This is a genomic window from Agrococcus sp. TSP3-2-1 (assembly GCF_049897585.1).
In the GTDB taxonomy this organism is placed as follows: Bacteria; Actinomycetota; Actinomycetes; order Actinomycetales; family Microbacteriaceae; genus Agrococcus.
On the sequence record NZ_JAFCWN010000005.1, the window covers coordinates 65469 to 77680 of the forward strand.

The 12212-nt window shown below is 71.7% G+C and carries 12 protein-coding genes and 1 tRNA gene; 5 read left to right on the forward strand and 8 right to left on the reverse strand.

Annotated features, from left to right (window positions below):
- Nucleotides 1-2: 2 nt before the first annotated feature.
- The gene (locus ACP7BI_RS08580; protein WP_425845117.1) at nucleotides 3-869 is read left to right on the forward strand and encodes a rhomboid family intramembrane serine protease; all 867 of its coding nucleotides are present in this window, start codon (nucleotides 3-5) and stop codon (nucleotides 867-869) included.
- A 53-nt stretch (nucleotides 870-922) separates the two neighbouring features.
- On the opposite strand, the gene ACP7BI_RS08585 is transcribed toward ACP7BI_RS08580, so the two are convergent.
- Nucleotides 923-1183, reverse strand: coding sequence for a cell division protein CrgA (locus tag ACP7BI_RS08585; RefSeq protein ID WP_211447117.1), 261 nt, complete (start codon nucleotides 1181-1183; stop codon nucleotides 923-925).
- Nucleotides 1184-1223: 40 nt separating this feature from the next.
- Here ACP7BI_RS08585 and ACP7BI_RS08590 point away from each other — a divergent pair, with 40 nt between their 5' ends.
- Genes ACP7BI_RS08590 through ACP7BI_RS08600 form a run of 3 tightly spaced genes read left to right on the forward strand, consistent with a single transcriptional unit; the run spans nucleotide 1224 to nucleotide 2835 of the window.
- The gene (locus ACP7BI_RS08590) at nucleotides 1224-1982 is read left to right on the forward strand and encodes a class E sortase (RefSeq protein ID WP_425845119.1); all 759 of its coding nucleotides are present in this window, start codon (nucleotides 1224-1226) and stop codon (nucleotides 1980-1982) included.
- On the forward strand, nucleotides 1982-2170 hold the full coding sequence (locus ACP7BI_RS08595) for a hypothetical protein (protein ID WP_425845558.1): 189 nt from the start codon (nucleotides 1982-1984) through the stop codon (nucleotides 2168-2170). Before ACP7BI_RS08590 ends, ACP7BI_RS08595 begins: the two co-directional genes overlap by 1 nt.
- Nucleotides 2167-2835, forward strand: a complete 669-nt coding sequence (locus ACP7BI_RS08600; RefSeq protein ID WP_425845121.1) for an anthranilate synthase component II — start codon at nucleotides 2167-2169, stop codon at nucleotides 2833-2835. Before ACP7BI_RS08595 ends, ACP7BI_RS08600 begins: the two co-directional genes overlap by 4 nt.
- An 18-nt stretch (nucleotides 2836-2853) precedes the next feature.
- On the opposite strand, the gene pknB is transcribed toward ACP7BI_RS08600, so the two are convergent.
- From pknB to ACP7BI_RS08635, 7 genes are all read right to left on the reverse strand, one after another.
- Nucleotides 2854-4662, reverse strand: coding sequence for a Stk1 family PASTA domain-containing Ser/Thr kinase (pknB, locus tag ACP7BI_RS08605; RefSeq protein WP_425845123.1), 1809 nt, complete (start codon nucleotides 4660-4662; stop codon nucleotides 2854-2856).
- Between the two features lie 98 nt (nucleotides 4663-4760).
- Entirely contained in the window at nucleotides 4761-6500 is a 1740-nt protein-coding gene (locus ACP7BI_RS08610) for a protein kinase domain-containing protein (protein WP_425845124.1), read from the reverse strand.
- Nucleotides 6497-7978 (reverse strand): peptidoglycan D,D-transpeptidase FtsI family protein, encoded by a 1482-nt coding sequence (locus tag ACP7BI_RS08615; protein WP_425845126.1) that lies wholly within the window; start codon nucleotides 7976-7978, stop codon nucleotides 6497-6499. Before ACP7BI_RS08615 ends, ACP7BI_RS08610 begins: the two co-directional genes overlap by 4 nt.
- Nucleotides 7975-9381: an FtsW/RodA/SpoVE family cell cycle protein gene (locus tag ACP7BI_RS08620; protein WP_425845129.1), complete on the reverse strand. Its 1407-nt coding sequence runs from the start codon at nucleotides 9379-9381 to the stop codon at nucleotides 7975-7977. Before ACP7BI_RS08620 ends, ACP7BI_RS08615 begins: the two co-directional genes overlap by 4 nt.
- Entirely contained in the window at nucleotides 9378-10619 is a 1242-nt protein-coding gene (locus tag ACP7BI_RS08625; protein ID WP_425845130.1) for a PP2C family protein-serine/threonine phosphatase, read from the reverse strand. The genes ACP7BI_RS08620 and ACP7BI_RS08625 overlap by 4 nt, the downstream gene beginning before the upstream one ends.
- Nucleotides 10620-10621: 2 nt before the next feature.
- Nucleotides 10622-11158: an FHA domain-containing protein FhaB/FipA gene (locus tag ACP7BI_RS08630; protein ID WP_425845132.1), complete on the reverse strand. Its 537-nt coding sequence runs from the start codon at nucleotides 11156-11158 to the stop codon at nucleotides 10622-10624.
- Complete coding sequence (locus tag ACP7BI_RS08635; protein WP_425845561.1) at nucleotides 11155-11835, reverse strand: FhaA domain-containing protein; 681 nt, start codon at nucleotides 11833-11835, stop codon at nucleotides 11155-11157. Before ACP7BI_RS08635 ends, ACP7BI_RS08630 begins: the two co-directional genes overlap by 4 nt.
- Nucleotides 11836-11931: 96 nt before the next feature.
- Here ACP7BI_RS08635 and ACP7BI_RS08640 point away from each other — a divergent pair.
- A tRNA-Leu gene (locus ACP7BI_RS08640) sits at nucleotides 11932-12015 on the forward strand.
- Nucleotides 12016-12212 lie beyond the last annotated feature (197 nt).

Genomic DNA, 12212 nt, shown 5'->3' on the forward strand with positions numbered 1-12212 from the left:
AGGTGTCATCCTCAGCGACGGCCGACCGCTGCTACCGGCACCCGGACCGCGTCAGCTGGGTGCTGTGCCAGCGGTGCGGGCGCACGGTCTGCGGCGAGTGCCAGCAGCCGTCGCCCGTCGGCGTGCGCTGCCCCGAGTGCGTGCGCGAGCTCGCGGCTGAGCAGCGCTCGCTGCAGCGGCAGGTGCGAGCGGCGAGCGGCGCGCCCCGCAGCGCTGCCGGCCGCCGCGTGCGCAGCTGGTTCGCCCAGCCCGCGCCCGTGACGATGTCGATCATCGCCGTCACCGCGATCGTCGGCGCGCTGCAGCTGCTGCCCGGGGACATCGCCGCGTCGCTGCTGTTCTTCCTGCCCTACTCGCTCATCGAGCCGTGGCGCTTCGTCACCTACGCGCTCGTGCACGCGGGCGTGCTGCACTTCGGCTTCAACATGCTCATCCTGTGGCTCGTGGGCCCGTCGATCGAGCAGCGCATCGGTAGGCTGCCCTTCCTGGCCGCCTACGTCGTGAGCGCGGCGGGCGCCGCGGTCGCGATCTCCTGGCTCACGCCGCTCTCGGCGGTCGTCGGGGCATCAGGCGCGATCTACGCGCTCTTCGGCATGGTCATCGGCATGCAGCGCATGGTCGGCCGCGTGCAGCCGAGCATCCTCGTCATCGTCGCCATCAACCTCGTGCTGACGTTCGTGATCAGCAACGTGTCGTGGGCGGCGCACGTCGGCGGCCTCGTCATCGGGCTCGCGCTCGGCTTCGGCATCGGGGCGGTGCACAAGCGGCTGCGCGGCGATCAGGCGGCGAAGGCCGCGTGGCTCGTCATCGGCGCGGTCGCGGTCGTGCTCGCCGCGCTCTTCGGGCTGCGGCTCGCGTCGATCCTCTAGGAGTTCTCCACAGATCTCTCCACAGCTGGGGAGAACTACACCGGTGTGATTCGCTACTTCCAGCGCGTCGTCATGATGAAGCCGATGAACATCACGCCGAAGCCGATGACGATGTTCCACGAGCCGAGCTGCGCGATCGGCAGGGTCGTGCCCGAGACGTAGTAGACGATCACCCAGAGGAAGCCGACGATCATGAAGCCGAACATCACCGGCTTGAACCACGCCGGGTTGTGCTGCTCGTCGTGCGGCGAGCGCTCCTTCGCCGACCGGCTCCGGTCGGCCTTGGCCTTCTCGACGGACTTCTCGCTGCTCATGACACCCCATGCTAGTGCAGTCCCCGCCTAGGATTGAGCGGTGGCAGCCCTCGACGATCGCGCCCGCCGCTCGGCGCGCCCCCGGCGTCGGGCGACCGCCTCGAGCGTGCTCGGCGAGCTGCTGCTCACCGCGGGCGTGCTCGCGCTCAGCTACGCCGGTTGGCAGGTGTGGCTCTCCGACGCGGTGCTCGGCGAGCGGCAGCAGCAGGCAGCGCGCGTCTTCGCCGCCGATCTCGTGCCCGGAGCACCCGCGGTCGCCGACGCATCCGCCGCCCTTCGCACCGACGAGCCGCCCGCTGAGGCGGCCGTCGCCGACCGCGAGTCGTTCGCCGTCGTGCACATCCCGCGGCTCGGCGAGTTCGAGCGCGTCGTGGGGGAGGGCACGAGCCGGGCGGTGCTCGACAGCCTCGAGCAGGGGCTCGCGCACTACAGCGAGTCGGCGATGCCGGGCGGGTTCGGCAACTTCGCGGTCGCCGGGCACCGCAACGGCCAGGGCGGCCCCTTCACGCAGCTCGACGAGATGCGCATCGGCGACCGCATCTACGTGCAGACGGCGAGCGCGTGGCACGTCTACGAGTTCCGCAACCACGAGTACGTGCCGCCCACGGCCGTCGGCGTCGTCGCTCCCGTGCCGCAGCTGCCGCACGTGCCGGCGGACGGGCGCTACCTCACGCTCACGACGTGCAACCCCGAGTGGTCGGCGGCCGGCAGGCTCATCGCCTACGCCACCTGGGTAGGCTGGCAGGGTGCCGCCGACGGCATGCCGCTCGAGCTCGCCGAGACCCTCGGGAGGGCGTGATGTACGCGGCCCTCTGGCGGGCGCTGCCCGGCCCCTGGCCGCTGCGGCTCGTGATCGTGCTCGTGCTCCTGGCCGCCGCGGCCTACCTCCTCGTCTTCCACGTCTACCCGTGGGTGATGCAGACCTTCTTCCCGACCCCCGATCCGACCTTCGCCGGATCCGACCGCAGATCGAGTGCCCTCGCATGACCCGCATCCTCGTCGTCGACAACTTCGACAGCTTCGTCTACACGCTCGCCGGCTACCTCCAGGAGCTCGGCGCCGACGTCTCGGTCGTGCGCAACGACCGGGTGGATGCGCGCGGCATCGCCGAGTGGGACGCCGTGCTGCTCTCGCCCGGGCCGGGCACCCCGGCCGACGCGGGCGTCTCGATCCCCTTGGTGCACGCCGCGATCGACGCCGGCACGCCGCTGCTCGGCGTGTGCCTCGGGCACCAGGCGATCGCCGAGGCGCTCGGCGCCGTCGTCACCCACGCGCCAGAGCTCATGCACGGCAAGACGAGCCTCGTCGAGCACGACGGCTCGACCGTCTTCGAGGGGCTCCCGAGCCCGCTGACCGCGACGCGCTACCACTCGCTCGCCGTCGTCGACGGGACGGTGCCGGATGCGCTGCGCGTGACCGCGCGGACCGTGCCGGACGCCGATGGCGACCGGGCGGCCGGCGGCGTCATCATGGCGCTCGAGCACCGCGACGCGCCCGTGTGGGGCGTGCAGTTCCACCCCGAGTCGGTGCTGACCGAGGGCGGCTACCGCATGCTCGGCAACTGGCTCGAGTCGGCCGGGCTCGACGGCGCCGCCGAGCTCGCCGCGGGCCGCGCGCCGCTCGTCACGCTCGCCCCGCCGCCGCAGCGCTGAGGGCTCGCGAGCGACGGATCAGCCGCCGCCCTCGTCGTCGTCGCCGCCCTCGCCGTCGCCATCACCCGGACCGGGGTCGGCCGGGGGCTGCGGCGGAGTGCTCTGCCGCGGCGGCGCGGGCGGCGCCGCGCGGCGCACGCAGTAGGTGACCGTGACGCTGCTGCCCTGCGCGACGTCGCTCTCGGCCGCGACCGACTGCGCGGTCACGAGGTTCGGGGCGGTGCAGGACGTGGTGGTCGCGCGGCGCACCGACAGCCCGAGCGCCTCGAGCTGCGACTGCGCGCTCGAGAGCGACTGGCCGACGACGTCGGGCACCGTGACGCGTCCGTTCGAGAGCTGGATGTCGATCGACTGCCCGCGCGTCACGCTGGTGCCGGCGGTCGGGTCGGTGGCGATGACCCGGTCGATCGCGACGGTCGGCGAGCTCGCGCGCGTGACGTCGCCGACGACGTAGCCCGCGGCCTCGAGCGCCTGTCGCGCCTGCTGCTCGGTGAGGTTCGCGACGCTGATGAGCGGCGTCGGCGGCGGCCCGTTCGAGACGACGATCGTCACGGGGGATCCGGGGGAGAGGCGCACGCCCGACTCCGGCTCCGAGCGCAGCACCGTGCCGACATCCGCGTCATCGATCATGCGGCGCACCTCGGCCTCGAGGTCGGCGGCCTCGACGGCCGCGACCGCCTCGTCCTCGGTGAGGCCGGCGACCTCGGGAACGTTCGTGGAGAGCCCCGCGATCGGGAGGTTGAGCAAGTTCGTGGCCCATGCGACGGCGACGACGACGAGCACGGCGATGAGCGCTGCCGCACCCCACAGCCACGCGACGGGCGGTCGCCGGTCGCGCTGCACCGCAGCGGGCTCCGCCTCCGCATCGAGCTCCGGCTCGTCGACGGCGAGCGCGGCGAACATCGTCGTCGCGGCCCCGATCTCGAGCGGTGCGGTCTCGGTCTTCTCGAAGGGCACGAGCACGCCCGCGAGGGCGTCGTCGAGCGCCTGCTTGAACTCGGTCGCCGACTGGAAGCGGTCGTCGCGCGGCTTCTCGAGCGACTTCGCGACGATCGAGTCCATCTCGGGCGTGATGCCCGGGGTGATCGACGACGTGGTCGGCGGCTCCTCGGCGACGTGCTGGTATGCCACGCCGACGGGCGTGTCCGACTCGAACGGGGCGCGGCCGGTCAGCAGCTCGAAGAGGATGACGCCCGTCGAGTACAGGTCGGTGCGGGCGTCGACCGCCTCGCCCCTCGCCTGCTCGGGGGAGAAGTACTGCGCCGTGCCGAGGATCATGCCGGTCTGGGCGACGTTCGCGCTCGTCTCGGAGACGGCGCGGGCGATGCCGAAGTCCATCACCTTGATCTGCCCGCCGGGGGTCACCATGACGTTGCCGGGCTTGATGTCGCGGTGCACGATGCCGGCGCGGTGCGAGTACTCGAGGGCGGTCAGGATGCCCTTCGTGATCCGCACGGCCTCCGACTCGGGGAGCGGTCCCTCGGCGATGATGTCCTTCACCATCCGGCCGTCGACGTACTCCATGACGATGTACGGCACGGCCGCCGGCTGCCCGCTCGCGTCGACCGCGGGCTCCTCGCCCGCGTCGAAGACGCGCACGACCGTCGGGTGCGACATGCGCGCCGCCGACTGCGCCTCCTGGCGGAAGCGCGTGCGGAACTCCGGGTCCCTCGAGAGCTCGGGCTTCAGCAGCTTCACCGCGACCTGGCGGTCGAGCCGGGTGTCGCGCGCGAGGTGCACCTCGGCCATGCCGCCCTGCCCGATGAGCTCGCCGATCTCGTAGCGGTCGCCGAGGGTCCGCAGCGACGCGATGATGCTGTCGGTCATCGCGGCTCCTCTCCTCGTGCGTGGCCCGCGGCCGAGCCCCGGGATGGGGGATCGGTCGATTCTACGTCAGCGCCGCTCGACGACCCCGGCGGGGCGCCTCACGGCTCGGTCGTGGGCTCCGGTGTGGGCGTCGGCGTCGGCGTGGGCGTCGGGGTCGGCTCGGGCTCCGGCGTCTCCTCCGGCACCGCCGTGATCGTCAGCGCGGGAGAGGCACCGCTCGTGAGCGTCTGCCCGCCCTCGACCTCGCAGCTGAAGGTGTAGGTGACGGTCGTGCTGCCGGCGCCGAGCCCCGGCGCGAGGATGTCGAAGCCCTCGACGGGCGTGACCTGGTCCTGCACCCGGCCGTCGGGCCACGTGATCGTCGCGACGTAGTCGCCGCGCGTGTAGCCCGAGGGGCACGTCGCGGCATCCCACACGATCGACGGCGTCGCGCCGACCTGCTGAGCGGTCGGGTCGGAGCCGTCGCCCAGCCGCGGCGCGGTCGTCGGATCCTCGACCTGGGCGACCGCGCTGTGGATCGTGCCCGTGATCGTCGACCCCTCCGGCACCGGGCCGGTCGGCGCCACCGCGTAGATCGTGCCGACCAGGGCGGGGTCGGTCGCCGGCTGGCCGGTCTCGACCGCCGGCACGAGGTTCAGCGCCTCGACCGCGTCGCGGAACTCCTGTTCGTCCATCCCTTGGAACTGCTCGAGCGAGATGTCGACGAGCGCAGCGGACTGGCTCTCCGCGCCGGGCGTCGTCGCGGCCGGATCCGGCCGCTGCTGGTTGAAGAGCATGAGGGCGATCGCGACGCCCGCGGCGACGAGCAGGATCGCGAGGATCACGACCGGCCAGATCCACGGGTTCGTGCGGCGCTTCCGCTCCTCGACCGCGGTCGCCGTGCTCGTCACGGGAAGCGCGGCCGTCGCGGGCGACGACTGCGTCGTGATGACGCGCGTCGCGGCCTGGGTCGGCGAGTCGATCGTCGCGAACGAGTCGGTCGACGCGATGCCCGGCACGATCGCTGCGGCACCGGCGATGTCGCCGCGGCGCAGCATCGTGGCCGCGCGCGAGAGGTGCGCGGCCGAGGTCGGCCGATCGGCCGGCGTCTTGGCGATGCACGAGAGCACGAGGTTGCGCACGGGCTCCGGGACGGTGCCAGGCAGGTCGGGCGGCGCGTCGTTGATGTGGGCCATCGCGATCGCGACCTGCGACTCGCCCGTGAACGGCCGCCGACCGGCGAGCGCCTCGTAGGCGACGATGCCGAGCGAGTAGATGTCGGTCGACGGAGCCGCCTGCTGCCCGGAGGCCTGCTCGGGCGAGAGGTACTGCACCGTGCCCATCACCTGGCCGGTCGCGGTGAGCGGCACCTGGTCGGCGATGCGCGCGATGCCGAAGTCGGTGATCTTCACGCGCCCCTCGGGCGTGATGAGCAGGTTGCCGGGCTTGACGTCGCGGTGCACGAGCCCCGCCTGGTGGGCGGCGTGCAGCGCCGCGGAGGTCTGCGCGACGATGTCCAGCACCTTGTCGGCGGAGAGCGTGCGGTCGCGGTCGAGGATCGCGCTGAGCGGCTCGCCCGGGACGAGCTCCATCACGAGGAAGGCGCTGCCGTCCTCCTCGCCGTAGTCGAAGACGTTCGCGATGCCCTCGTGGTTGACGAGCGCCGCGTGCCGGGCCTCGGCGCGGAAGCGCTCGAGGAACCCGGGATCGCCCATGTACTCGTCCTTGAGGATCTTCAGCGCGACGGTCCGCCCGATCACCTGATCGGTCGCCTGCCAGACCTCGCCCATGCCGCCGATGGCGATCCGGCTGGTCAGCTGGTATCGCCCACCGAAGGTGAGTCCGCTGGATGGTCTCATGAGTTCAGCACCGCCTCGATCACTGCTCTCCCGATAGGTGCGGCGATCACGTTTGAAGTATCACCGACGATGTTCTCACTAGGCACGACCACGACGGCGACTGCCACGCTCCGGTCGCCGAGCTCTCCGTACCCCGTGAACCACAGGTTGAACGGCTCACCGCGCTCGCCCGTCTCGGCGGTGCCCGTCTTCCCGCCCACGGTCGCGCCCGGCACGGCCGCGTTCGAGGCGAGCCCCTCGGTCACGCCGCGCTCCATCGCCCCGCGCAGCGCCGTCGCCGTCGCCGCCGAGATCGGGTTGCCGAGGATCTCGGCCTCCGGGTCGTCGACGACGTCGAGGTTGGGCGCGAGCACGCGATCGATCATCTGCGGGCGCAGCATGGTGCCGTCGTTGTTGATGGCGGCGGAGACCATCGCCATCTGCAGCGGGGTGACGCGCACGTCGTACTGCCCGAAGCCCGTGAGCATGAGGTTCGGCTCGTTGAGCTCGGCCGGGTACTGGCTCGGCGTGACTCGGAGCGGGATCTCGAGCTGCTGGCCGAAGCCGAACGCCGCGGCCTGCTGGCGCAGCGCGTCGTCCCCGAGCTCCTGCGCGAGCAGGGCGAACTGGATGTTGCACGAGAGCACGATCGCGGTCTCGAGCGTGACCGTCTCATCGGGTCCGCACGGCCCGCGGGTCGCGTTGCGCACGACCGCCGTCGATTGCGGCAGCTGCAGCTCGACGGGGTTCTCGAACTCCGACTGCAGCGTGTAGCGGCCCGACTCGAGCGCCGCGGCCGCCGTGATGAGCTTGAAGACCGAGCCGGGGTAGTAGAGATCGCCGGCGATCGTGCGGTTGATGAGCGGGTCGCCCGGGTCGTTCAGCAGCCGGTCGTAGACCTCGCGCACGGCGGCGAGGTCGTGCGAGGCGAACGCGTTGGGGTCGAAGGTCGGGCTCGAGTGCATCGCGAGCACGTCGCCGGTCTCGGGGTCGATCGCGATGACGGCGCCCTCGCGGTCGCCGAGCCCCTCGGCAGCCGCTTGCTGCGCGGCGCTGTCGATCGTGAGCTCGACCGAGGCGCCCGACGGGTCCTGGCCCGTGAGCGTCGCGAGCACCTGCTCGAGGAACTGGCTGTTCGCCGTGCCCGTGAGCTCGGCGTTCATCGCGTCCTCGATGCCGCTGTTGCCCTGCCCGAGGGTGTTGTACCCGGTGACGGATGCGTAGAGCGGCCCGAGCGGGTACTGCCGCTGCCACTCGAACTCGTCGTCCGACGGCACCGAGAGCGCGACCGGCACGCCGTCGACGACGATCGACCCGCGCTCGACCGCGAACGAGTCGAGCAGCGTGCGCGTGTTGCGCGCATCCGTGTGCAGCGCATCCGCCTGCACCGCCTGGATCATCGTCGACGAGCCGAACAGCGCGACGAACATCACCATGAGGAGCATGCTCACGCGGCGGATCGGCCGGCGCATGCTCTGCTCTCGCTCTGCGCTCGTCATGCGATCCCCCTTCCGCGCACGGAGTCGCTCAGCCGCAGCAGCAGCGCGACGATGAGCCAGTTGGCCAGCAGCGACGAGCCTCCCGCCGCGAGGAACGGCGTCGTGAGGCCCGTGAGCGGGATGAGCCGCGTGACGCCGCCGACGACGATGAAGACCTGCAGGCCGATCGTGAAGGCGAGCCCGACCGCGAGCAGCTTCGTGAAGTCGTCGGGGCCCTGGAAGCCGATCCGGATGCCGCGCGAGACGAGGATGAGGTAGAGCCCGAGGATCGCGAAGATGCCGACGAGCCCGAGCTCCTCCCCGAGCGAGGGGATGATGTAGTCGCTGTTGGCGTAGGGCGTGATGTCGGGCCTGCCGAGCCCGAGGCCCGTGCCGAGCAGGCCGCCGTGCGCCATCCCGAAGACGCCCTGCACGATCTGGAAGGAGCCGCCCTGCGCGTCGTAGACGCTCTGGTCGAAGGCGTGGATCCACGCGCCGATGCGGCGCTGCACGTAGCCGAGCGCGAAGTAGGCGGCGACGCCGCCGAGCGCGACGAGCCCGACGCCGATGACCATCCACGAGCGGCGCCCGGTCGCGACGTAGATCATCACGAGGAAGAGCCCGAAGTAGAGCAGCGAGGTGCCGAGGTCGCGCTGGAAGACGAGCACGAGGAGGCACATCGCCCAGACGATGAGGATGGGGCCGAGGTCGCGCACGCGCGGGAAGCGGATGCCGAGCACCTTGCGGCCGACGACCGAGAGCGAGTCGCGCGCGGTCATCAGGTAGCCGGCGAAGAAGATCGCGAGCGCGATCTTCGCGAGCTCGCCCGGCTGCAGCGAGAGCACGCTGCCGACGCCGATCCAGACGGTCGCACCGTTGATCGTTCGGCCGAGGCCGGGCACGAGCGGCAGCACGAGCAGGATGATCGCGGCCGCCATCGCGAGGAAGCGGTAGCGGGCGAGCACCCGGTGGTTGCGGATGACGACGATCGTCGCGATCGCGATGAGCAGCGCGATGCCCGTCCAGGCGATCTGCCGCGTCGAGGCGGCGCCCCAGCCCGCCGCGCCCTCGGCGATGTCGATGCGGTAGATCATCGCGATGCCGAGGCCGTTGAGCACGGTCACGACCGGGAGGATGATCGCGTCCGCCTCGCGGGCGACGACGCGGAGCGCGATGTGCAGCGCGAGCGTGAGCAGGCCGAGGAGGCCCGCGAGCTGCAGCGGCATCATGTCGACCCGCTGGAGCGCGCCGAGCTGCACGAGCACCATCGCGCCGCCCGCGAGCACCCACGCGATGACGAGCAGGAAGAGCTCGAGGTTGCGCAGCTTCGCGGGGTTGCGGATGCGCACCTTGATCGCCTCGGTGACGTCGCGCAGCTGCACGATGCCGGTCTGGAGCGCGGTGGGAGCGGTGCGGTCGGTCATGGCGATCGCTCCAGCCGCTCGACGATGGCCTGCGCGTCGGCGAGCGACTCGGCCGAGATTGTCTGCTCGATGCTGCGCTGGTTGAAGGGCGTGAGCTCATCGAGCTCGATGTCGGTGCGCTCGATCTCGGTCGCGAGCACGAACGGGCCGATCTGCTGCTGGATGCCCTGGTAGATCGCCACCTGCCCGGCGTCGTTGACGCCGACGAAGAAGCGGTCCTGGGTCCAGCTGTAGAACATGACGCTGAGCGTCACGGCGAGCGCGATCGCGAGCACCGCGCCGATGCTCCAGCTGATGCGCCGGTTGCGGCGCATGCGGCGCTGCTCGGCGAGCAGCTCCTGCAGGAACTCCTCGCTCTCGGGCTCGAAGTGCTCGAACGCCGGCTGCATGCGCGCTTGCCGCGGGTGCAGCAGCAGCTGCGACAGGCTCAGCGACGTGCGCTCGGGCTCGACGGCCTCGTAGCTGATGGGCGCGGCGGCGGAGCCGACGGTCGTGGGCTCGACCGACGAGGGCAGGCGCTCGTCGATGTCGACCACGACGACCGTGACGTTGTCGGGCGCGCCGCGCGAGAGCGACTCGTTCACGAGCCGCTGCACGGTCGACGGGGTGTCGAGCCGCTGCTCGAGGATCGTGCGGATGCGGTCCTCGTCGACGTAGGACGAGAGGCCGTCCGAGCACACGAGGTAGCGGTCGCCCGGCAGCGCGTCCTCGACCCACGTGTCGATCTCGGGATCGGTCTCGATGTTGCCGAGCACGCGCATCACGACGTTGCGGCGCGGGTGGTGCTCCGCCTCCTCGCGCGTGATGCGGCCGGCATCGACGAGGCGCTGCACGAACGTGTGGTCGGTCGAGAGCTGCTCGAGCGCGCCCACCCGGTAGCGGTAGATGCGGCTGTCGCCGATGTGGGCGAGGCCGAGCCGGTCGCCGACGCGGATGATCCCCGACGCGGTCGTGCCCATGCCCGAGAGCTCGGGGTGCTCGAGCATCGCCTGCTGCAGCGCCTCGTTGCCGGCCCGCAGCGCGTCGGCGAGGGCCTGCGCCGCCTGCTCCGCGCTCTCGTACTCGACGTCGGCCTCGCGCACCTTGCGGGTGACGATCGCGCTCGCGACGTCGCCGCCCGCGTGCCCGCCCATGCCGTCCGCGACGAAGCTCAAGTGGGCGCCGGTGTAGCCCGAGTCCTGGTTCTCGGTGCGGATGCGGCCGACATGGCTGATGGCGGCCGCGAGCGGTGCGCTCAAGCTCAGCGCCTCAGCTCGAACGTCGTCGTGCCGATGCGCACCGAGCTGCCGACCCGCACGGGCGTCGACTGGGTGATCCGCTTGCCCTCGACGAATGTGCCGTTCGTCGAGTCGAGGTCCTGCACGACCCACTCGTCGCGCCAGCGCACGATCTTCGCGTGCGAGTTCGAGGTGTAGTCGTCCTTGATCTGCAGGCCGGCGCTGCTCGAGCGGCCGATCGTGAGGCCCGTCTCGGGCAGCTCGATCTCGGTGCCCGTGCGCGGTCCCGACGTGATGACGATGCGGCGGGCGAGCCCGGTTGCGGTCCCGGCGCTCGCGCGCTCGGTCACGGTCGTCGGGGCGTCGCCGCCGGCGGCTGCCGGGGCCGCTTGCGCGGCCGCCTCCGCGCGGGAGCGCTGGCTCTGCACCGCGACGCGCTGCAGCGGCGTGAGCTTCGGGCCGAACAGGTCGCTGCGCAGCGAGTAGAGCACGATGAAGACGAACAGCCACAGGAGGGCGAGGAAGCCGATCCGGATGATGATGAGGGTCAGCTCGCTCATGCTCGGCGCTCCTTCGACTGCGCGAGCACGCGGTAGACGATGCGCGTCGCGCCGATGTCGATGATCGAGTCGGGCTCGAGCAGCGCCGTCCCCAGCGCGCGGCCGTTGAGCGTCGTGCCGTTCGTCGAGCCGAGGTCGCTCACCTGGGCGCGCGTGCCGTCCCAGACGATCTCGGCGTGCTTGCGGGAGGCGCCGGCGTCGTCGACCGTGATGTCGGCGTCCGAGCCGCGGCCGATGACCGTGCGGCCCTTCCGCAGCTGGTGGCGCTTGCCCTTGATGTCGACGACCGCGGTCCAGACGACCTCGCCCGCCTCCGTGTCCGACTGGATCTCGAGCATCCCGGTCGACATCGCCTCGTCGGGCTCGAAGCCGAGGTCGACGGGGCCGGGGAAGGAGTAGCCCGACTGGCGGGCGTGGCTCTGCAGGGTCGAGGTCAGCTCGTCGAGCAGCGGCTCGCCCAAGCGGCGCAGCCGCTGGAAGTCGGCCGGCGCGAGGCGCACGGTGAGCCGGTTGGGCACGAGGATGCGGTCGCGGGAGACGACGGACGCGCTCGTGTCGAGCTCGCGCTTGAGCGCGCTCGCGATCTCGACCGGCTCCACGCCGGAGCGGAAGGTCTTCGCGAAGGCGCCGTTGACTGCCCGCTCGAGACCGCGCTCGATCGCGTCAAGGAATCCCACTGCCGTCATCACCGCCCTTCGTCGCCGCCGACAGCGTACCCGCCGTCGCTCCGAACCTGATATTCTCGTGTGGTTGCCCGGGCTGCCCCGGGCGTCGCGCGAGTGGCGGAATTGGCAGACGCGCTGGCTTCAGGTGCCAGTGTCCGTACGGACGTGGGGGTTCAAGTCCCCCCTCGCGCACGAAGAGGCCCCGGGCTCCACCCCGGGGCCTCTCTCATCTCGCGGCACCCGCTGGTCGAGCAGCGCCCGCACCACCACCGCTGGTCGAGTAGCGCCCGGACCACCGTCGCTGGTCGAGCAGCGCCCGGACCACCGTCGCTGGTCGAGCAGCGCCCGGACCACCACCGTTGGTCGAGGAGCGCCCGGACCACCACCGT

Bases quoted from the DNA above. Each gene is read 5' to 3' on its own strand.
- pknB (WP_425845123.1), bottom strand. From the start codon at position 4,662: ATGACCGACAGCATCATCGCGTCGCTGCGGACCCTCGGCGACCGCTAC.
- ACP7BI_RS08595 (WP_425845558.1), top strand. From the start codon at position 1,982: ATGTACGCGGCCCTCTGGCGGGCGCTGCCCGGCCCCTGGCCGCTGCGG.
- ACP7BI_RS08585 (WP_211447117.1), bottom strand. From the start codon at position 1,183: ATGAGCAGCGAGAAGTCCGTCGAGAAGGCCAAGGCCGACCGGAGCCGG.
- ACP7BI_RS08600 (WP_425845121.1), top strand. From the start codon at position 2,167: ATGACCCGCATCCTCGTCGTCGACAACTTCGACAGCTTCGTCTACACG.
- ACP7BI_RS08615 (WP_425845126.1), bottom strand. From the start codon at position 7,978: ATGACGAGCGCAGAGCGAGAGCAGAGCATGCGCCGGCCGATCCGCCGC.
- ACP7BI_RS08620 (WP_425845129.1), bottom strand. From the start codon at position 9,381: ATGACCGACCGCACCGCTCCCACCGCGCTCCAGACCGGCATCGTGCAG.
- ACP7BI_RS08610 (WP_425845124.1), bottom strand. From the start codon at position 6,500: ATGAGACCATCCAGCGGACTCACCTTCGGTGGGCGATACCAGCTGACC.
- ACP7BI_RS08630 (WP_425845132.1), bottom strand. From the start codon at position 11,158: ATGAGCGAGCTGACCCTCATCATCATCCGGATCGGCTTCCTCGCCCTC.